Here is a 21433-nt window from a genome sequence, read left to right as displayed (position 1 = left end):
GCAGAACCCCATTTGGGGATGACGAATTTTAAGGACTCATAATGAAAAAAATCGCAATTGTCGGAGCACTACTGACCAGCTTTGTCGCCAGCAGCGTCTGGGCCGATGCCGCAAGCGACCTTAAAAGCCGCCTGGATAAAGTCAGCAGCTTCCACGCCAGCTTCACGCAGAAAGTGACGGATGGCAGCGGCAACGCGGTGCAGGAAGGTCAGGGCGATCTCTGGGTGAAACGTCCTAATCTGTTTAACTGGCACATGACTCAGCCGGATGAAAGCATTCTGGTTTCCGACGGTAAAACCCTGTGGTTCTATAACCCGTTTGTTGAACAGGCGACCGCAACGTTGCTGAAAGACGCAACCAGCAATACGCCGTTCATGCTGATCGCCCGCAACCAGACCAGCGACTGGCAGCAGTACAACATTAAACAGAATGGCGATGATTTTGTGCTGACGCCGAAGGGCAATACCGGGAACCTGAAACAGTTCACCATTAACGTGAGCAACAACGGGACTATCAATCAGTTCAGCGCCGTTGAGCAGGACGAGCAGCGCAGCAGCTACCAGCTCAAATCTCAGCAAAATGGCGCGATTGACGCATCGAAATTCACCTTTACCCCGCCGCAGGGCGTAACGGTGGACGACCAACGCAATAAGTAAGAGGCGTGAGTGGGCAACCTGTCGCTCGATTTTTCTGATAATGCGTTTCAACCTCTGGCCGCCCGTATGCGGCCAGAAAATTTAGCGCAGTACATTGGCCAGCAGCATCTGCTGGCTGCCGGGAAACCGTTGCCGCGCGCTATCGAAGCCGGGCATCTGCATTCTATGATCCTGTGGGGACCACCGGGAACCGGTAAAACCACGCTGGCCGAAGTGATTGCTCGCTATGCCAATGCCGACGTCGAGCGTCTTTCAGCCGTCACGTCCGGCGTGAAAGAGATCCGTGAAGCTATCGAGCGCGCCCGCCAGAACCGTAATGCTGGTCGTCGAACCATCCTTTTTGTCGACGAAGTTCATCGTTTCAATAAGAGCCAGCAGGATGCGTTCCTACCGCACATTGAAGACGGGACCATCTTCTTTATCGGTGCCACCACCGAAAATCCTTCGTTTGAACTCAATTCTGCGCTGCTTTCCCGCGCCCGCGTTTATCTGCTGAAATCACTGACTACGGACGATATTGAGCAGGTCCTCACTCAGGCGATGGAAGACAAGGCGCGCGGCTACGGCGGACAGGACATCGTTCTGCCGGATGATACGCGTCGCGCAATTGCCGAGCTGGTTAACGGTGATGCGCGTCGCGCGTTAAATACGCTGGAAATGATGGCCGATATGGCCGAGCTGGATGAATCCGGTAAGCGCGTATTGAAAGCGGAGTTGCTCACTGAGATTGCCGGGGAACGCAGTGCGCGATTCGATAACAAAGGCGACCGCTTTTACGATCTCATTTCAGCGTTTCACAAATCCGTGCGCGGCAGTGCGCCCGATGCTGCGCTCTACTGGTATGCGCGCATTATTACCGCCGGTGGCGACCCGCTATACGTTGCGCGCCGCTGCCTGGCAATCGCGTCGGAAGATGTCGGCAATGCCGATCCGCGCGCGATGCAAGTGGCAATCTCTGCGTGGGATTGTTTTACCCGAGTAGGGCCGTCAGAAGGTGAGCGCGCTATTGCCCAGGCGATTGTCTATCTGGCCTGCGCGCCGAAAAGTAATGCCGTCTACACAGCGTTTAAAGCCGCGATGGCCGATGCGCGCGATCGTCCGGACTATGACGTGCCGGTTCACCTGCGTAATGCCCCGACCAAACTGATGAAAGAAATGGGCTATGGCCAGGAGTATCGCTACGCCCACGATGAGCCGAACGCCTATGCCGCCGGGGAGGAATATTTCCCGCAGGAAATGGCACAAACGCGCTATTATCGCCCGACTAACAGAGGTCTTGAAGGCAAGATTGGCGAAAAGCTCGCCTGGCTTACCGGACAGGATCAAAATAGCCCTATAAAACGCTACCGTTAGCGCGATCGTTGCGGTAATGTTGGCAATGTATCCCTGTGACCGCAGGCTGTGGTCACATTTCCTCTTTTAATTCGATAAGCACAGGATAAGCATGCTCGATCCCAATCTGTTGCGTAACGAGCCAGACGCAGTCGCAGAAAAACTGGCACGCCGGGGCTTTAAGCTGGATGTAGATAAGCTGCGCGCTCTTGAAGAGCGTCGTAAAGTTCTGCAGGTACAAACTGAAAATCTGCAAGCTGAGCGTAACTCTCGATCGAAATCCATCGGCCAGGCGAAAGCACGCGGGGAAGACATTGAGCCATTGCGTCTTGAAGTGAACAAGCTGGGTGAAGAGCTGGATCAGGCGAAAGTTGAACTTGATGCTCTTCAGACCGAAATTCGTGATATCGCGCTGGCGATCCCGAACATTCCTGACGACAGCGTTCCTGTCGGTAAAGACGAAAATGACAACGTTGAAGTGAAGCGCTGGGGCACCCCGCGTGAATTCGATTTCGACGTTCGCGATCATGTTACGCTGGGCGAAATGCATGCGGGTCTGGACTTTGCCGCCGCGGTTAAACTGACCGGTTCTCGCTTTGTGGTAATGAAAGGCCAGATCGCGCATCTGCACCGTGCCCTGGCTCAGTTCATGCTGGATCTGCACACCGAACAGCACGGCTACAGCGAAACTTACGTTCCGTATCTGGTTAACCACGATACGCTGTACGGTACGGGCCAGTTGCCTAAATTTGCTGGCGATCTGTTCCACACTCGTCCGCTGGACGAAGAAGCAGACAGCAGCAACTACGCGTTGATCCCAACTGCAGAAGTGCCGCTGACCAACCTCGTTCGTGATGAAATCATCGACGAAGACGATCTGCCAATCAAACTGACTGCACACTCTCCGTGCTTCCGCTCTGAAGCGGGGTCTTACGGCCGCGATACCCGTGGTCTGATCCGTATGCACCAGTTCGACAAAGTCGAGATGGTTCAGATCGTGCGCCCGGAAGAATCAATGGATGCGCTGGAAGAGATGACCGGTCATGCAGAGAAAGTGCTTGAGCTGCTGGGTCTGCCGTACCGTCGTATGGCGCTGTGCTCTGGTGATATGGGCTTCGGCGCATGCAAAACCTACGATCTGGAAGTGTGGGTCCCGGCGCAGAATACCTACCGTGAGATCTCTTCCTGCTCTAACGTCTGGGATTTCCAGGCGCGCCGTATGCAGGCACGTTGCCGCAGTAAATCTGACAAGAAAACCCGTCTGGTTCATACCCTGAACGGTTCTGGTCTGGCTGTAGGTCGTACGCTGGTTGCGGTGCTGGAAAACTACCAGCAGGCAGACGGTCGTATCGAGATCCCTGAAGTGCTGCGCCCGTACATGAAAGGCCAGCAGTACATCGGTTGATTTGCCTTAAAACAAAAAAGCGCCTGAGGGCGCTTTTTTTATGCCTTCGTTTTGACGCCAGACAATAACTCATCCCTCTAAAGTAGTAATACTCACCTCACTTATTATTAGCATAAAAATCTAGTAACGAAGAAATTCGTTATATAAAAATCTATATAGCGGTGTTATCCGCATCTTAATTTTTTGTGAGCAACCAAAGTGAGTTTCTATGAAAATCAAAGCGCCTGATGCTCTACTGGCTGCCGAGGTGAGTCGTCGCGGGTTAGTGAAAACCACGGCGATTGGCGGTCTCGCTGTTGCCAGCAGCGCGTTCTCCCTGCCTTTTTCACGTATGGCATCGGCGGCTGAAGCTATCGCGCCGCTGGCTGCACCTGAAAAAGTGGTCTGGAGCGCCTGTACCGTTAACTGTGGCAGCCGTTGCCCGCTGCGTATGCACGTTGTCGATGGCGAAATTAAATATGTCGAAACTGACAACACCGGCGATGATAACTACGAAGGGTTACATCAGGTTCGCGCCTGCCTGCGTGGTCGGTCGATGCGCCGTCGCGTTTACAACCCGGATCGCCTCAAATATCCAATGAAACGCGTGGGCAAACGCGGTGAGGGTAAGTTCGAGAAAATCAGCTGGGAAGAGGCCTTTGATACCATCGCCGGGAACATGCAGCGACTGATCAAAGAGCACGGTAACGAATCCATTTATCTGAACTACGGTACCGGCACGCTCGGTGGCACCATGACGCGCTCCTGGCCACCAGGAAAAACGCTGATCGCCCGTCTGATGAACTGCTGCGGCGGCTACCTCAATCATTACGGTGACTACTCTTCCGCACAGATTGCCGAGGGACTGAACTACACCTACGGCGGCTGGGCAGACGGTAACAGCCCGTCTGACATTGAAAACAGCAAACTGGTGGTTCTGTTCGGTAATAACCCGGGTGAAACGCGCATGAGCGGCGGCGGGGTGACGTACTACCTTGAACAGGCGCGCGCAAAATCGAACGCCCGAATGATCATCGTCGATCCGCGCTACACGGATACCGGTGCCGGACGCGAAGATGAATGGATCCCGATTCGTCCTGGCACCGATGCCGCGTTGGTGAATGCCCTGGCGTGGGTGATGATCACCGAAAACCTCGTCGATCAGCCGTTCCTCGATAAGTACTGCGTCGGTTACGACGAGAAAACCTTGCCAGCCAGCGCACCAGCCAATGGTCACTACAAAGCATACATCCTTGGACAAGGCAGTGATGGCGTAGCCAAAACGCCGCAATGGGCGTCAATGATCACCGGTATTCCTGTTGAACGCATCGTACAACTGGCGCGTGAAATTGGCTCGGCGAAACCGGCCTATATCAGCCAGGGGTGGGGCCCGCAGCGCCACGCGAACGGTGAAATCGCCACCCGCGCAATTTCGATGCTCTCCATTTTAACCGGCAACGTCGGTATCCACGGCGGCAACTCCGGCGCGCGCGAAGGCTCTTATGAAGTGCCGTTCGAACGTATGCCGACGCTGGAAAATCCAGTCCAGACCAGTATCTCCATGTTTATGTGGACCGATGCGATTGAACGCGGCCCAGAAATGACCGCCCTGCGCGACGGTGTGCGCGGGAAAGATAAACTGGACGTGCCGATTAAGATGATCTGGAACTATGCGGGCAACTGCATTATCAACCAGCACTCGGATATCAACCGCACCCACGACATCCTTCAGGATGACAAAAAATGCGAGATGATAGTGGTGATCGACTGCCACATGACCTCGTCGGCGAAATATGCCGATATTCTGCTGCCGGACTGCACGGCCTCCGAACAGATGGACTTCGCGCTGGATGCCTCTTGCGGCAACATGTCGTATGTCATCTTTACCGATCAGGTCATCAAACCGCGCTTCGAATGTAAAACCATTTACGAGATGACGACAGAATTGGCCAAACGCCTCGGCGTTGAGCAGCAATTCACCGAAGGCCGCACTCAGGAAGGCTGGATGCGTCATCTGCACGAGTTGTCCCGTCAGGCGGTCCCAGATTTGCCTGATTTTGACACCTTCCGCAAGCAGGGGATGTTCAAGCAGCGCGATCCGGAAGGGCATCATGTGGCCTACAAAGCCTTCCGCGAAGATCCGCAGGCGAACCCGCTGACCACGCCGTCAGGGAAAATCGAAATCTACTCCGAAGCGTTGGCAAAAATCGCCGCCAGCTGGGAATTGCCGGAAGGTGATGTTATCGATCCACTGCCGATCTACACCCCAGGGTTTGAAAATTATAACGATCCGCTGACGGCGAAATACCCGCTGCAGCTGACCGGTTTCCACTACAAAGCCCGCGTTCACTCCACCTACGGCAACGTCGACGTGCTGAAAGCGTCCTGTCGCCAGGAGATGTGGATGAACCCGATGGATGCGAAAAAACGCGGCATCGCCAACGGTGACCGCATTCGCATCTTCAACGATCGTGGTGAAGTACACATCGAAGCGAAAGTGACACCGCGCATGATGCCTGGTGTGGTCGCGCTGGGGGAAGGGGCCTGGTATAACCCGGATGCGAATCGCATCGACCAGGCAGGCAGCATTAACGTGCTGACCACGCAGCGCCCGTCGCCACTGGCGAAAGGCAACCCGTCCCACACGAACCTTGTTCAGGTTGAAAAGGTATAAGGAGTAACCGATGACTACCCAGTATGGATTTTTCATTGATTCCAGTCGTTGCACCGGTTGCAAAACCTGCGAGCTGGCCTGTAAAGATTACAAAGACTTAACCCCGGACGTCAGTTTCCGTCGTATTTACGAATACGCGGGTGGCGACTGGCAGGAAGACAACGGCGTCTGGAATCAGAACGTGTTTGCTTACTACCTGTCGATTGCCTGTAACCACTGCGAAGATCCGGCCTGCACCAAAGTCTGCCCGAGCGGCGCGATGCATAAGCGTGAAGATGGATTTGTGGTGGTGGACGAGGATGTCTGCATCGGTTGTCGATACTGCCATATGGCCTGTCCGTACGGTGCGCCGCAGTACAACGCCGCAAAAGGTCACATGACCAAATGCGACGGCTGCCACTCGCGCGTGGCGGATGGCAAAAAACCGATCTGTGTAGAGTCCTGCCCATTACGTGCACTCGATTTTGGTCCGATTGAAGAACTGCGTCAGAAACACGGTCAGCTTGCGGCTGTCGCACCGCTACCGTCTGCGCACTTCACTAAGCCAAGTATCGTCATTAAACCGAATGCCAATAGCCGTCCGACGGGTGATACCACCGGCTATCTGGCTAATCCGAAGGAGGTGTGAGATGGGAAGTGGATGGCATGAATGGCCGTTAATGATTTTCACCGTCTTCGGACAGTGCGTAGCGGGCGGGTTTATCGTTCTGGCGCTGGCTTTGCTCAAGGGGGATTTACGCGCTGAGCAGCAACAGCGTCTGATCCTGAGCATGTTTGGATTGTGGGTGCTGATGGGGATTGGCTTTATTGCCTCGACCCTGCACCTGGGATCGCCACTGCGCGCGTTCAACTCCCTGAACCGTATCGGTGCATCATCGCTCAGTAACGAAATTGCGAGTGGAGCGATCTTCTTTGCTATCGGCGGCCTGGGCTGGCTGCTGGCAGCGTTCAAGAAACTACCGTCCGGGCTGCGCGGGGTGTGGCTGATTGTGACTATGGTGCTCGGAGTCGTGTTTGTCTGGATGATGGTGCGCGTTTACAACACCATCGATACCGTTCCAACCTGGTACAGTGTCTGGACGCCGATGAGCTTCTTCCTGACTATGTTTATTGGTGGGCCGCTTTTAGGCTTCCTGTTGCTGCGCGTGTCAGGCGTCGATGGTTGGGCGATGCGCCTGCTGCCCGCAGTTTCGATGTTGGCGCTAGTCATCAGTGCGATGGTGGCGTTGATGCAGGGCGCTGAGCTGGCGGCTATCCATAGCTCTATTCAGCAAGCCTCTGCGCTGGTACCGGATTACGGTTCGCTGATGGCCTGGCGTATCGGGCTGCTGGTTGCGGCGCTGGCCTGCTGGGTGATCCCGCAGGTGAAAGGTTATCAGCCTGCGGTTCCACTCCTTTCACTGGCCTTTGTGCTGGTGCTGGCAGGGGAGCTGATTGGTCGCGGCGTCTTCTACGGTCTGCATATGACAGTAGGGATGGCAATCGCCAGTTAATTGATCCTTTAGTTATATTAAGCCGGGGCAAATGCTCCGGCTTTTTTATTTTCTATCATGAAATTTTTCTACTGAACGCGAGTATTTATTTGCCTCAGAGATGAATAAAAACAATCAGATAATTATTACGTATTGTATTGGATGCGTACGGAGGATGAATTTTTTAAATCGACAGAGAACAAATCGTGCGAGGCCGCTAACTGCATGGATTGACTTTGTTTTTGCCGGTGGCATGATGCGCTCGAAATCTTTACTTCCTCACGGTTTTTACCCATGACCACCTATACCCGCCCAGTGCTGCTTTTGCTCTGTGGCTTGCTTTTGTTGACCCTGGCGATAGCGGTATTAAATACCCTCGTCCCGCTTTGGCTCGCCCATGAAAACCTCCCGACGTGGCAGGTGGGGATGGTCAGTTCCTCCTATTTTACCGGTAATCTGCTGGGTACTTTGCTGACCGGTAAATTAATCAAACGTTTTGGTTTCAACCGCAGCTATTACCTGGCCTCACTGATTTTTGCGGCCGGTTGTGTTGGGCTGGGCGTGATGATGGGGTTCTGGAGCTGGATGACCTGGCGTTTTATCGCTGGCGTTGGCTGCGCGATGATCTGGGTGGTAGTGGAAAGTGCGCTGATGTGCAGTGGCACGTCCCGCAATCGTGGTCGCCTGCTGGCGGCGTACATGATGGTCTATTACGTGGGGACGGTGCTGGGTCAGTTGATGATCAGCAAACTGCCGACCGATTTAATGAGCGTCCTGCCGTGGGTGACGGGCATGGTGCTGGCAGCGATTCTGCCGCTGCTGTTTACCCGTATTGTGAACCAGAGCAGTGAGCATCAGGAAGCGACGCATGTCTGGCCGATGCTCAGACTGCGCCATGCGCGCCTTGGCATCAACGGCTGTATTATCTCCGGGATCGTGTTGGGTTCCCTGTACGGTTTAATGCCGCTTTATCTGAACCATAAAGGCGTCAGTGATTCCAGTATCGGCTTCTGGATGGCGGTGATGGTCAGTGCGGGCATTGTAGGCCAGTGGCCTATTGGTAAGCTGGCTGACAAATTTGGTCGCCTGCTGGTGCTGCGCGTGCAGGTTTTTGTGGTAATCATGGGTTGTCTGGCGATGCTCGGCAGCGCGGCGATGGCACCAGCGCTGTTTATTCTTGGTGCGGCGGGCTTTACGCTTTATCCAGTAGCGATGGCCTGGGCGTGTGAAAAAGTCGAACACCACCAACTGGTGGCGATGAATCAGGCTCTGCTACTGAGCTACACCATCGGCAGCCTGCTGGGCCCGACGTTTACTGCCATGCTGATGCAGAGCTATTCCGACAATCTGCTGTTTATCATGATCGCCAGCGTGTCGTTTATCTATCTCCTGATGCTGCTGCGCAAAGCAGGCGAGCATCCAACGCCAGTGGCGCACGCCTGATACAAAAAAGCCCGGTGCAGATGCCCGGGCTTTTGCTTAGTACATCACCTTGTGACCGTACTGTTCGAGAATACCTTTCACGCGTTCCATCGTCTCTTTCTTCGGCGGCTTCACGCCGTCAAGCTTGTACTCTTCGCCCATTGCCACCCATTTGTGTTTGCCCAGCTCGTGGTATGGCAGGAGCTCGATTTTCTCGACGTTGCCCATGTCGCGGGTAAATTCACCGAGGCGATGCGCAGAGTCGTCATCGTCTGACCAGCCCGGGACAACCACATAGCGGATCCAGACGTTGATATTTTTATTGGCCAGGTAACGGCAAAACTCAAGCGTACGATGGTTCGACACGCCGACCAGGTTCTGGTGGATTTCATCGTTCATCTGTTTCAGATCGAGCATTACCAGATCCGTCACTTCGAGCAGTTCATCAATCACCGGATCGTAGCGACGCACAAAGCCGTTGGTATCGAGACAGGTGTGGATGCCTTCTTTGCGACAGGCGCGGAACCAGTCGCGGACAAATTCGGCCTGCAGGATGGCTTCGCCGCCTGACGCTGTAACGCCACCGCCGGACGCATTCATAAAGTGGCGATAGGTCACCACTTCTTTCATGAGTTCTTCAACGGTGACCTCTTTGCCGCCGTGCGTATCCCAGGTGTCGCGGTTGTGACAGTACAGGCAGCGCATCAGGCAGCCCTGGAAGAAGGTGATAAAGCGGATGCCTGGGCCATCGACAGTGCCACAGGATTCAAAGGAGTGAATGCGACCAATAGTTGACATTGCGGTGATATCTCCAGATTCGGCCCGTCCGGGGCCTGTTTATGTGCATAGCTCATCGGCTATGTCGAGTCTGTTTTGGCTGTTATCCATTAAGTATATAGACAGCGGCCAAAAGAGACTGGTTTGGAGAAGGTGTTAAAAAGGCCCCACTGATGTGGAGCCTTTATTGTACGCTTTTTACTGCGTGATTTCAGTCAATTCCAGTTAGATGGATTGAGTGAAAGTACGGGTGATAACGTCCTGCTGCTGTTCTTTAGTCAGGGAGTTAAAACGTACTGCGTAGCCAGATACGCGGATGGTCAGCTGCGGATATTTTTCCGGGTTTTCCATCGCGTCGAGCAGCATTTCACGGTTCATCACGTTCACGTTCAAGTGCTGACCACCTTCAATGGTAGATTCGTGATGGAAGTAACCGTCCATCAGACCTGCCAGGTTGGTTTTACGCACTTCGTCGTCTTTACCCAGCGCATTTGGAACGATAGAGAAGGTATAAGAGATACCATCTTTCGCGTAAGCAAACGGCAGTTTAGCAACGGAAGTCAGAGAGGCAACAGCACCTTTCTGGTCACGACCGTGCATTGGGTTAGCACCTGGACCGAATGGTGCGCCAGCGCGACGACCGTCTGGGGTGTTACCGGTTTTCTTACCGTACACAACGTTAGAAGTGATGGTCAGAACAGACTGAGTCGGGATAGCGTTGCGGTAGGTAGTCAGTTTCTGAATTTTCTTCATGAAACGTTCAACCAGGTCAACGGCCATGTCATCTACACGAGAGTCGTTGTTACCAAACTGCGGGTATTCGCCTTCGATTTCGAAGTCAGTCGCCAGACCATCTTCGTCACGAATTGGTTTAACTTTCGCATATTTGATTGCAGACAGGGAGTCAGCTGCAACGGACAGACCTGCGATACCACATGCCATAGTACGAACCACGTCACGGTCGTGCAGAGCCATCAGAGAGGCTTCGTAGCTGTACTTGTCGTGCATGTAGTGGATGATGTTCAGGGCGGTGACATACTGCTTAGCCAGCCAGTCCATGAAGTGATCCATACGATCCATGACTTCGTCGAATTTCAGAACGTCGCCTTTGATTGGTTCAGATTTAGGACCAACCTGGATTTTCAGTTTTTCATCAACGCCGCCGTTGATTGCATACAGCATGGTTTTCGCGAGGTTAGCGCGAGCACCGAAGAACTGCATTTGCTTACCAACAACCATTGGGCTTACGCAGCAAGCGATAGCGTAGTCGTCGTTGTTGAAGTCAGGACGCATCAGATCATCGTTCTCGTACTGCAGAGAAGAGGTATCGATGGAGACTTTAGCCGCGAATTTCTTGAAGTTCAGTGGCAGTTTTTCTGACCACAGAACAGTGATGTTCGGTTCCGGAGACGGGCCCATGGTGTACAGGGTGTTCAGGAAACGGAAGCTGTTTTTGGTTACCAGAGTACGGCCGTCAACGCCCATACCGCCGATAGATTCAGTTGCCCAGATTGGGTCACCGGAGAACAGCTCATCGTATTCTGGAGTACGCAGGAAGCGAACCATACGCAGTTTCATGACCAGGTGGTCAATCATTTCCTGTGCGTCTTGCTCGGTAATTTTGCCTGCTTTGATGTCACGTTCGATGTAAGCATCCAGGAAGGTGGATACGCGACCGAAGGACATTGCTGCGCCGTTCTGAGATTTAACCGCAGCCAGGTAGCCGAAGTAAGTCCACTGGATAGCTTCCTGAGCGTTGGTAGCCGGACCAGAGATATCGCAGCCATATTTAGCAGCCATCTCTTTGATCTGACCCAGTGCACGGTGCTGTTCAGAGATCTCTTCACGCAGACGGATAGTCGCTTCCAGGTTTACGCCGTTTTCCAGGTCAGATTGCAGTGACAGGAACTGTGCGTATTTGTCTTTCAGCAGGAAGTCGATACCGTACAGTGCAACGCGACGGTAGTCACCGATGATACGGCCACGGCCATACGCATCTGGCAGACCGGTCAGAACACCGGATTTACGGCAGTTCAGGATGTCTTTGGTGTAAACATCAAAAACGCCCTGGTTGTGAGTTTTGCGGTATTCGCTGAAGATTTTTTTCAGCATTGGGTCCAGTTCGCGATCGTACGCTTTGCAGGAACCTTCAACCATTTTGATGCCACCGAACGGGATAATCGCACGTTTCAGTGGTTTTTCAGTCTGCAGACCAACGATTTTCTCAAGCGCTTTGTTGATGTAGCCAGCGTCGTGAGAAGTGATGGTAGAGGCAACGGAAGTATCGAAATCAACTGGCGCGTGAGTGCGGTTTTCCAGTTTAACGCCTTCCATGACATTGTCCCACAGCTTGGTTGTTGCATCAGTAGCACCAGCCAGGAAGGATTCGTCACCTTCATATGGGGTATAGTTTTTCTGAATGAAGTCACGTACGTTGACTTCTTTCTGCCAGTCACCCTTCGCAAAACCTTCCCAGGCTGTGGCTAACTTTTCATTAAGCTCGGACATGTGATACCTACCTTCTTAAGTGGATTTTTCTTTACTGCCTGAGAAACCATCAATGATGATTGTCGCCACGCAGGTAAATGACCCAGTATGTCAACCCAACCAGCAGACCCCCACCGATAATGTTCCCAATAGTGACAGGGATCAGGTTATCTGTGATGAAGTTCATAATAGTCAGGTGAGAGAAACTTTCCGGGGTTGAACCGACTGCAGTCCAAAACTCCGGGCTCGCAAAGTTGCGGATTACGATACCCATCGGGATCATAAACATGTTTGCGATACTGTGCTCAAAGCCGCTGGCAACGAACATGGCAACCGGCAGAACCATAATCATGGCTTTGTCCATCAGGCTGCGTCCGGAGTAGCTCATCCAGACCGCCAGGCAGACCATCAGGTTTGCGAGGATGCCGAGAGCGACGGCTTCGATAAAGGTGTGGTGCATTTTGTGGTCAGCGGTTTGCAGGACATTCAATCCCCAGCCACCGTTGGCAGTCATATACTCGCCAGATAACCACATAAGCAGAACAAAGAGCAAACAGCCAATCAGGTTGCCAACGTAGACATTAATCCAGTTGCGCGCCAGCTGACCCCAGGTGATTCTTCCGCTCGCTTTAGCCACTACGATAAGCACCGTTGAAGTAAAGAGGTCGGCGCCGCAAATGACGCACAGAATCAAGCCCAGTGAGAAACAGATACCGCCAATCAGTTTCGCAATACCGAAAGGCATTGCAGCAGTACCGGTGGTAGCAGTGATGTAGAAGACGAAGGCGATGGAGATGAACACACCAGCGGTGATCGCCAGATAGAACGTCGTCATCGGGTGTTTCGTTGCTTTATAGACACCCGCTTCTTCGGCAACTTTGGCCATCGCAGCGGGGAGTATTAGATCAAAAGGGTTGTCAGCTTTCACACTAACTCTCTCTTTATTAAGTCGGCGACGAGATACTAACAAAGCATTATAGAAGAGAAATTGATATAGATCATATCTCGCCTGGCTTATAGGCCCGCAAAGCGCATGGTTTTGCAACAAATGCGGAGTAAGTTATTGATTATCCGTATATAAATAAATTTTAAAAGTTATGAAAAGAGTTGAATTATTTCCTTGAAGCTCTCCCAAAGCAGTTAATTAAAATGGAGTAATTGCCCTAAAAAGTAACAGTAAAGCCCAAGTAAACATAATTATATTTACTTGCATTTAACTTTATTATTACAAGCAATATTCATTGCAAAAGAAATAAAAAAACGGGGCAATGAAATTGCCCCGTAATATAGCCCAGACAGATCGGTACGCCTACTGTCTGTAGTGTTATGTGCGCTTATTTTGACCAGTATGCCGACTTAGCGCGCTGCAGCTTCTCGTAAGCCTTCAGCAGTGACTGATGCGCCGGGAAAGCTTTCAAATCACTATCCACAGCCTGCAGGCCGTAGAATGGTGCTTCACCGCTCAGGGCTGCACTTGCGGCTTCGACGGCATCTGCACCGTACATGCGCACGAAGGCATTGAGGTATTGCAACGGCTGGCGATCTTCTTCCTGAGACAACAGCAGCAGCGTTTGCAGGCAGCGGTAATAATTAGCACGCTCTGGGCTGAATACTGACTGATTGTACTCGATGGTCCATTCAGTCCAGGCCAGGGCCTGATCCAGATCGCCACCGGCCAGCGCCAGCATGGATTTCAGCTCGCCCACACGCAGGGTGTACCATCCGTTATCTTTACCGGTTGCCAGGCCCAGCAGTTCGCGTACACGGGTCAGATCGTCGTGGCCTTCGTCGTCCAGTTGGGCGATCAGGTTCAGATAATCTTCTTTTTCCCACTCGCTTCCAGGCAGCGCCAGCAGCGTTTCACGCAGGTGGCTACCCATGCTGTTGTTCGCCAGCCACAGATCTTCTGCCGGATAAATGTCGGACATGCCAGGCACGATAATGCGGCACGCGTAGACGCTCAGATGCTCGTAATCCGCGATGTACACTTCTTTATCTTCCGCTTTGAAGATAGCCATAAGCGTCGCGAACTCTTCTTCCGTGGTGCCAGAGAAACTCCAGTCAACGAACGGATAATCAGCGTCCTGCTTGAACATATCCCAGGAGATCAAACCGCTGGAATCGATGAAGTGGGTTTCGAGGTTGGTATGCTCGCCCACTTCTTCGTCGTCGAAGGTCGGTGGAGTAAAGACGTCGAGATCTTTCAGGCTACGGCCCTGAAGTAACTCGGTCACAGTTCGTTCCAGCGCCACGCCGAAGTCCGGGTGCGCACCAAACGAGGCGAAGCAGGTCCCGTTCGCTGGGTTGAACAGCACCACGCAGATAACCGGGTATTTGCCGCCCAGAGAACCGTCGTAAGCAAAGATTGGGAAACCTTCTGCTTCGAGTTTAGCGATGGATTCCACTACACCCGGGTAGCGGGCCAGCACGTCGCTCGGGATTTCCGGCAGGCTGATGGACTCCGCAATAATACGGTTTTTAATATGACGCTCAAACACCTCGGACAGGCCCTGAACACGGGCTTCGTTGCGGGTGTTTCCGGCGGACATGCCGTTAGACACGTACAGGTTACCGACGATATTCATCGGAATATAGACGGTCTGATCGTCAGACTGGCGGGTGAACGGCAGGGCGCAAATACCACGTTCGTCGTTGCCGGACTGCAGATCCACCAGCATCCCGGCGGTCAGTTCATTGTCAGGGTCGTAGAACTTACGCAGGCGTGCATCGAGAATGCCTTCTGGCAGTTCGTCATCTTCCGTCAGCGGGAACCACTTTTCGTTCGGGTAGTGTACGAACGGGCCGTTGGCGATGGTATCGCCAAGCCAGAAATCGGCGAAGAAATAGTTGGTGGACAGGCGCTCAAAATACTCACCCAGGGCAGAAGCGAGAGCCGCTTTTTTGGTGGCGCCTTTACCGTTGGTAAAGCACAGCGCACAGTCGGTGTCGCGAATATGCACGGACCAGACGTGGGGAACCGGGTTAAGCCAGGAGGCTTCTTCGATGTTAAAACCCAGGTCGGTCAGTTTTTGCTGGAAGCGAGCGATGGAATCTTCCAGTGCGGCGTCTTTGCCGGGGATAAATGTTTGAGTCATGGCGATCACTTTTATCGTACGTAAAGCGCGCAATGATACGGGTTTTGCGTGACAGGCGCTATCTTCGCGAGGACAACGGCGAAAATAAAAGACTCAGCTATGCTTAACAGCAGTAACTTACTGTTAAGGCGAATAAAAATGAAAGCGTTCGATCTTCACCGGATGGCATTAGATAAAGTACCGATGGAGTTTTTAGGCGAAGTGGCGATGCGCAGTCTCTACACCTTTATTCTGGTCTTTCTGTTTCTCAAAATCACCGGACGGCGCGGCGTGCGCCAGATGTCGCTGTTTGAGGTGCTGATCATCCTCACCCTCGGTTCTGCGGCGGGTGACGTGGCCTTTTATGATGACGTGCCGATGATTCCGGTGCTGATCGTGTTTGTCACCCTGGGATTGCTGTATCGCCTGGTGATGTGGCTGATGTCGAAAAGTGAAAAAATCGAGGATCTGCTGGAAGGGAAACCGGTGGTGATCGTCGAACAAGGTCAGTTGGCCTGGGAGAAAGTCCGCAGTGCCAACATGACCGAATTTGAGTTTTTTATGGAGCTGCGCTTAAACAGCGTGGAGCAGCTGGGGCAGGTGCGACTGGCAATCATGGAAACCAACGGCCAGATCAGCGTGTATTACTACGATGATGCCGACGTAAAGCCGGGTCTGTGTATTTTGCCTGATGAATACGTTGAGCGATTTACCACCGTTCCCGAAGCGGGGCAGTACGCCTGTCGACGCTGTAGCCATGTGATCGCGATGCAGCCAGGCGATCATCAACTCTGTCCTCGCTGCGCGAATCCAGTATGGACTAAGGTGAGCCGTGCAAAACGCATCACCTGACAGCCAATTTGTCGGTTTTGTGACAATGCGCTGGCAGAATGTTTTGTGTGAGCGGGGACACATTTTCTTAGGTCTCAGTTTTAGACATTGCGGCGCGTGTCACTGAATGATAAAACCGATATCCACAGTTATAACTTATGAATTTAAGCGTGGTGAGGGTAAATGGCTCAGGTCTTTAATTTCAGTTCAGGTCCGGCAATGCTACCGGCGGATGTGCTTAAACAAGCTCAACAAGAGCTTTGCGACTGGCAGGGTCTTGGGACGTCGGTGATGGAAATCAGCCACCGTGGAAAAGAGTTTATCCAGGTCGCCGAAGAGGCAGAAACGGATTTTCGCGATCTGCTGAATATCCCCTCGAACTACAAAGTATTGTTCTGTCACGGCGGTGGGCGCGGTCAGTTTGCGGGTATCCCGCTGAACTTGCTGGGCGATAAAAAGACTGCAGATTACGTGGATGCCGGTTACTGGGCGGCCAGTGCGGTAAAAGAAGCCAAAAAATACTGCACCCCGAATGTCATTGACGCGAAAATTACCGTCGATGGCCTGCGTGGCGTCACACCGATGAATGAATGGCAGCTGTCAGACACTGCGGCGTACCTTCATTACTGCCCGAACGAAACCATCGACGGGATCGCCATTCACGAAGAGCCGAACTTTGGCGACAACGTGGTGGTGACCGCCGATCTCTCTTCGACTATTCTCTCTGGCCCGCTGGATGTCAGCCGCTACGGCGTGATTTATGCTGGTGCGCAGAAAAACATCGGCCCGGCCGGGCTGACGCTGGTAATTGTCCGCGACGATCTGCTGGGCAAAGCGCACCAGGCCTGTCCGTCGATTCTGGACTACACCGTCCTGAACGATAACGACTCCATGTTCAACACCCCGCCGACTTTCGCCTGGTATCTTTCTGGTCTGGTCTTTAAATGGCTGAAGAAAAATGGCGGTGTAGCGCAGATGGACAAGATCAACCAGCAGAAATCAACCCTGCTGTATAGCGTGATTGACGGCAGCGATTTCTATCGCAACGACGTAGCCAAAGCGAACCGTTCACGCATGAACGTGCCGTTCCAGCTGGCAGACAGCAATCTCGACAAACTGTTCCTCGAAGAGTCCTTCGCTGCGGGCCTGCACGCGCTGAAAGGCCACCGCGTTGTCGGCGGTATGCGTGCTTCTATCTATAATGCAATGCCGCTGGAAGGCGTCAAAGCGCTGACTGATTTTATGGTCGACTTCGAACGTCGCCACGGTTAATAGTGCGATTTTTCACCCCCGCAGCCCGGCTTCGGGGTTTTTATTATGTTGATTTGAGAGTTAAGTTTTCATGGAATCCCTGACGTTACAACCGATCGCGCGTGTCGATGGCACCATCAATTTGCCTGGTTCAAAAAGTGTCTCCAACCGCGCACTGCTGCTGGCTGCGCTGGCAAACGGCACCACTGTCCTTACTAATCTGTTGGATAGCGATGACGTTCGCCACATGCTGAATGCGCTGAAAGCGTTAGGCGTTCAGTACACTCTCTCAGCCGATCGTACGCGTTGTGAAGTGTCGGGAAATGGCGGAGCGCTACAATCCGCTGAAGAGCTTGAACTGTTTCTCGGCAACGCGGGGACGGCAATGCGCCCACTGGCGGCTGCACTGTGTCTTGGCAGCAGCAATATTGTGCTAACCGGCGAGCCACGCATGAAAGAGCGCCCGATCGGTCATCTGGTGGATGCCCTGCGTCAGGGCGGTGCGCAGATTGATTATCTGGAGCAGGAAAACTATCCGCCACTGCGTCTTCGCGGTGGATTTACCGGCGGTGAAGTGGCTGTCGATGGCAGCGTTTCCAGCCAGTTCCTGACGGCGCTGCTGATGACGGCACCGCTGGCTCCGCAGGATACGGTTATCACCATCAAAGGCGAGCTGGTTTCTAAACCTTATATTGATATCACGCTGCACCTGATGAAGACGTTTGGCGTTGAGGTTGAAAACCAGGCGTACCAGCGCTTTGTGGTACGCGGTGGTCAGCAATATCAGTCGCCGGGCAACTATCTTGTCGAAGGCGATGCGTCATCTGCATCTTACTTCCTTGCCGCGGGTGCAATTAAAGGCGGTACCGTTAAAGTCACCGGTATCGGCCGTAACAGTGTTCAGGGCGATATTCGTTTTGCTGACGTACTGGAAAAAATGGGCGCAGTTATCACCTGGGGAGACGATTTCATCTCCTGCACACACGGTGAACTGAATGCCATTGATATGGACATGAACCATATCCCTGATGCGGCGATGACCATTGCCACGGCAGCGCTGTTTGCCAAAGGCACCACTACGCTGCGCAATATCTACAACTGGCGCGTGAAAGAGACCGATCGCCTGTTTGCGATGGCAACGGAACTGCGCAAAGTGGGCGCCGAAGTAGAAGAGGGCGAAGACTACATTCGCGTGACACCGCCGGCCACATTGCAGGTTGCTGAAATTGGCACGTACAACGATCACCGCATGGCGATGTGTTTCTCGCTGGTGGCGCTGTCTGATACGCCTGTGACCATTCTTGACCCGAAATGCACCGCGAAAACCTTCCCGGATTATTTCGAACAGCTGGCGCGCATCAGTACGCTCGCATGATAAAACCCTGCCGCATCAACGGGTGCGGCATTTACTTACGCTTCCTGACGTTGTTCCCGCCCATTTCTTCTACACTCTGCTTCATTAATTCCGTAATTTGCACGCAAAGATAACAGTTGCGCACTTTGGCGCGTATAATGCGCGGCGTTCATGTTGACGGTATGCCTTAATGAAGGAGAAAAAGATGACGGCAGTTGCCCCGGTAATCACGATTGATGGGCCAAGTGGCGCAGGGAAAGGGACTCTGTGTAAAGCGATGGCGGAAGCCTTGCAATGGCATCTTTTAGACTCGGGAGCAATCTATCGCGTACTGGCGTTAGCGGCGCTTCATCATCATGTGGATGTGGCTTCCGAAGAGGCGCTGGTTCCATTGGCTGCGCATCTTGATGTCCGCTTCGTCTCGACTAATGGCAACCTGGAAGTCATTCTTGAAGGGGAAGACGTGAGCGGTGAAATCCGCACCCAGGAAGTCGCGAATGCTGCCTCTCAGGTGGCTGCGTTCCCGCGCGTTCGTGAAGCATTATTACGTCGTCAGCGCGCGTTCCGTGACGCACCAGGTCTGATTGCGGACGGTCGTGATATGGGAACCGTGGTGTTTCCTGACGCGCCAGTGAAAATTTTCCTTGACGCCTCCTCCGAAGAACGCGCACAACGTCGTATGCTTCAGTTGCAGGAAAAAGGCTTTAGTGTTAACTTTGATCGCCTTTTATCCGAGATAAAAGAGCGCGATGACCGCGATCGTAATCGTGCTGTAGCCCCACTTGTTCCGGCAGACGATGCTTTAGTGCTCGATTCTACCCGATTAACTATTGAGCAAGTGATTGAAAAAGCGTTACAATACGCGCGCCAGAAATTGGCACTCGCTTAACCGCGACAGATTTGAAGTACCCCGCTGCAATGGATTGACGGTGGGTATGTGAAACAACCCCATCCGGCACGGAGCCAGGTGGACGTTATATTAACCTGAAGATTAAACATGACTGAATCTTTTGCTCAACTATTTGAAGAATCCTTAAAAACAATCGAAACCCGTCCGGGTTCCATCGTTCGTGGTGTTGTTGTTGCTATCGACAAAGATATCGTACTGGTTGACGCCGGTCTGAAATCTGAGTCTGCCATTCCGGCAGAGCAGTTCAAAAACGCCCAGGGCGAACTGGAAATCCAGGTTGGTGACGAAGTTGACGTTGCACTGGATGCAGTAGAAGACGGCTTCGGTGAAACTCTGCTGTCCCGTGAGAAAGCTAAACGTCACGAAGCTTGGATCACGCTGGAAAAAGCTTACGAAGAAGCTGAAACTGTAGTCGGTGTTATCAACGGCAAAGTTAAAGGTGGCTTCACTGTTGAGCTGAACGGTATTCGCGCGTTCCTGCCAGGTTCTCTGGTAGACGTTCGTCCGGTTCGCGACACTCTGCACCTCGAAGGCAAAGAGCTTGAGTTCAAAGTTATCAAGCTTGACCAGAAGCGTAACAACGTTGTTGTTTCTCGTCGTGCCGTTATCGAATCTGAGAACAGCGCAGAACGCGATCAGCTGCTGGAAAACCTCCAGGAAGGCATGGAAGTTAAAGGTATCGTTAAGAACCTCACTGACTACGGTGCATTCGTTGATCTGGGTGGCGTTGATGGCCTGCTGCACATCACCGACATGGCGTGGAAACGCGTTAAACACCCAAGCGAAATCGTGAACGTTGGCGACGAAATCACTGTTAAAGTGCTGAAGTTCGACCGCGAGCGTACTCGTGTATCCCTGGGCCTGAAACAGCTGGGCGAAGATCCATGGGTCGCTATCGCTAAGCGTTACCCAGAAGGTACTCGTCTGACTGGTCGCGTGACCAACCTGACCGACTACGGCTGCTTCGTTGAAATCGAAGAAGGCGTTGAAGGCCTGGTGCACGTTTCCGAAATGGACTGGACCAACAAAAACATCCACCCATCCAAAGTTGTTAACGTTGGTGATGTAGTGGAAGTGATGGTTCTGGATATCGACGAAGAACGTCGTCGTATCTCCCTGGGCCTGAAGCAGTGCAAAAACAACCCATGGCAGCAGTTCGCGGAAACCCATAACAAGGGCGACCGTGTTGAAGGTAAAATCAAGTCTATCACTGACTTCGGTATCTTCATCGGCCTGGACGGCGGCATCGATGGCCTGGTTCACCTGTCTGACATCTCCTGGAACGTTACAGGCGAAGAAGCAGTACGTGAATACAAAAAAGGCGACGAAATCGCTGCAGTTGTTCTGCAGGTTGACGCAGAACGTGAACGTATCTCCCTGGGCGTTAAACAGCTCGCAGAAGATCCGTTCAACAACTGGGTTGCACTGAACAAGAAAGGCGCAATCGTAAACGGTAAAGTGACTGCAGTTGACGCTAAAGGCGCAACCGTAGAACTGGCTGACGGCGTTGAAGGTTACCTGCGCGCTTCTGAAGCTTCACGTGACCGCGTTGAAGATGCAACTCTGGTTCTGAGCGTTGGCGACGACGTTGAAGCTAAATTCACCGGTGTTGACCGTAAGAACCGTGCAATCAGCCTGTCTGTTCGTGCTAAAGACGAAGCTGATGAGAAAGATGCAATCGCAACTGTTAACAAACAGGAAGATGCAGGTTTCTCTAACAACGCAATGGCTGAAGCTTTCAAAGCAGCTAAAGGCGAGTAATTTCAAGTGCTCTACATCATTTGAACGGTAACAAAGCAACGAGCCTGT

The 21433-nt window shown here is 52.8% G+C and carries 16 protein-coding genes; 12 read left to right on the top strand and 4 right to left on the bottom strand.

Annotated features, from left to right (window positions below):
- Nucleotides 1-41 precede the first annotated feature (41 nt).
- The 7 genes from lolA (at nt 42) to JBO43_RS10595 (ending at nt 8961) form a co-directional block, all read left to right on the top strand.
- Nucleotides 42-656 carry an outer membrane lipoprotein periplasmic chaperone LolA gene (gene lolA / locus JBO43_RS10625; protein ID WP_095281426.1) on the top strand — a complete coding sequence of 205 codons (615 nt, stop codon included), beginning with the start codon at nt 42-44 and terminating at the stop codon, nt 654-656.
- 9 nt (nt 657-665) lie between these two features.
- Nucleotides 666-2009 carry a replication-associated recombination protein RarA gene (gene rarA / locus JBO43_RS10620; protein WP_103948719.1) on the top strand — a complete coding sequence of 448 codons (1344 nt, stop codon included), beginning with the start codon at nt 666-668 and terminating at the stop codon, nt 2007-2009.
- Between the two features lie 91 nt (nt 2010-2100).
- Entirely contained in the window at nt 2101-3393 is a 1293-nt protein-coding gene (gene serS, locus JBO43_RS10615; protein ID WP_095281428.1) for a serine--tRNA ligase, read from the top strand.
- Nucleotides 3394-3601: 208 nt separating this feature from the next.
- Nucleotides 3602-6046, top strand: coding sequence for a dimethylsulfoxide reductase subunit A (dmsA, locus tag JBO43_RS10610; protein ID WP_202674270.1), 2445 nt, complete (start codon nt 3602-3604; stop codon nt 6044-6046).
- A 10-nt stretch (nt 6047-6056) separates the two neighbouring features.
- On the top strand, nt 6057-6674 hold the full coding sequence (locus JBO43_RS10605) for a DMSO/selenate family reductase complex B subunit (protein ID WP_095281430.1): 618 nt from the start codon (nt 6057-6059) through the stop codon (nt 6672-6674).
- A 1-nt stretch (nt 6675) separates the two neighbouring features.
- Nucleotides 6676-7539: a dimethyl sulfoxide reductase anchor subunit family protein gene (locus JBO43_RS10600; protein WP_202674269.1), complete on the top strand. Its 864-nt coding sequence runs from the start codon at nt 6676-6678 to the stop codon at nt 7537-7539.
- A 273-nt stretch (nt 7540-7812) separates the two neighbouring features.
- On the top strand, nt 7813-8961 hold the full coding sequence (locus JBO43_RS10595; protein WP_095281432.1) for an MFS transporter: 1149 nt from the start codon (nt 7813-7815) through the stop codon (nt 8959-8961).
- Nucleotides 8962-8997: 36 nt separating this feature from the next.
- On the opposite strand, the gene pflA is transcribed toward JBO43_RS10595, so the two are convergent.
- The 4 genes from pflA to ycaO all read right to left on the bottom strand — a co-directional run bounded on the left by pflA (nt 8998) and on the right by ycaO (nt 15299).
- Nucleotides 8998-9738 (bottom strand): pyruvate formate lyase 1-activating protein, encoded by a 741-nt coding sequence (pflA, locus tag JBO43_RS10590; RefSeq protein ID WP_095281433.1) that lies wholly within the window; start codon nt 9736-9738, stop codon nt 8998-9000.
- A 204-nt stretch (nt 9739-9942) separates the two neighbouring features.
- A complete protein-coding gene (gene pflB / locus JBO43_RS10585; RefSeq protein ID WP_095281434.1) occupies nt 9943-12225 on the bottom strand; it encodes a formate C-acetyltransferase in 2283 nt (760 codons plus the stop codon).
- Between the two features lie 49 nt (nt 12226-12274).
- On the bottom strand, nt 12275-13132 hold the full coding sequence (gene focA / locus JBO43_RS10580; protein ID WP_133159644.1) for a formate transporter FocA: 858 nt from the start codon (nt 13130-13132) through the stop codon (nt 12275-12277).
- 406 nt (nt 13133-13538) lie between these two features.
- Complete coding sequence (gene ycaO, locus JBO43_RS10575) at nt 13539-15299, bottom strand: 30S ribosomal protein S12 methylthiotransferase accessory factor YcaO (RefSeq protein WP_103948716.1); 1761 nt, start codon at nt 15297-15299, stop codon at nt 13539-13541.
- A gap of 138 nt (nt 15300-15437) precedes the next feature.
- On the opposite strand from ycaO, the gene JBO43_RS10570 reads away from it, so the two are divergent.
- From JBO43_RS10570 to rpsA, 5 genes are all read left to right on the top strand, one after another.
- Nucleotides 15438-16130 (top strand): DUF421 domain-containing protein, encoded by a 693-nt coding sequence (locus JBO43_RS10570; RefSeq protein ID WP_202674268.1) that lies wholly within the window; start codon nt 15438-15440, stop codon nt 16128-16130.
- Nucleotides 16131-16292: 162 nt separating this feature from the next.
- Nucleotides 16293-17381 (top strand): 3-phosphoserine/phosphohydroxythreonine transaminase, encoded by a 1089-nt coding sequence (gene serC, locus JBO43_RS10565; protein WP_202674267.1) that lies wholly within the window; start codon nt 16293-16295, stop codon nt 17379-17381.
- A gap of 70 nt (nt 17382-17451) precedes the next feature.
- On the top strand, nt 17452-18735 hold the full coding sequence (gene aroA, locus JBO43_RS10560; protein ID WP_202674266.1) for a 3-phosphoshikimate 1-carboxyvinyltransferase: 1284 nt from the start codon (nt 17452-17454) through the stop codon (nt 18733-18735).
- 184 nt (nt 18736-18919) lie between these two features.
- Nucleotides 18920-19603: a (d)CMP kinase gene (gene cmk, locus JBO43_RS10555; RefSeq protein ID WP_103946881.1), complete on the top strand. Its 684-nt coding sequence runs from the start codon at nt 18920-18922 to the stop codon at nt 19601-19603.
- Nucleotides 19604-19711: 108 nt separating this feature from the next.
- Entirely contained in the window at nt 19712-21385 is a 1674-nt protein-coding gene (rpsA, locus tag JBO43_RS10550) for a 30S ribosomal protein S1 (RefSeq protein WP_095281441.1), read from the top strand.
- Nucleotides 21386-21433 lie beyond the last annotated feature (48 nt).

The sequence above is a fragment of the Lelliottia jeotgali genome, assembly GCF_016771845.1.
Classification (GTDB): domain Bacteria; phylum Pseudomonadota; class Gammaproteobacteria; order Enterobacterales; family Enterobacteriaceae; genus Enterobacter; species Enterobacter jeotgali.
The sequence above is the reverse complement of the archived record's forward strand: the minus strand, read 5'-3'. Positions and strand labels throughout refer to the sequence as shown.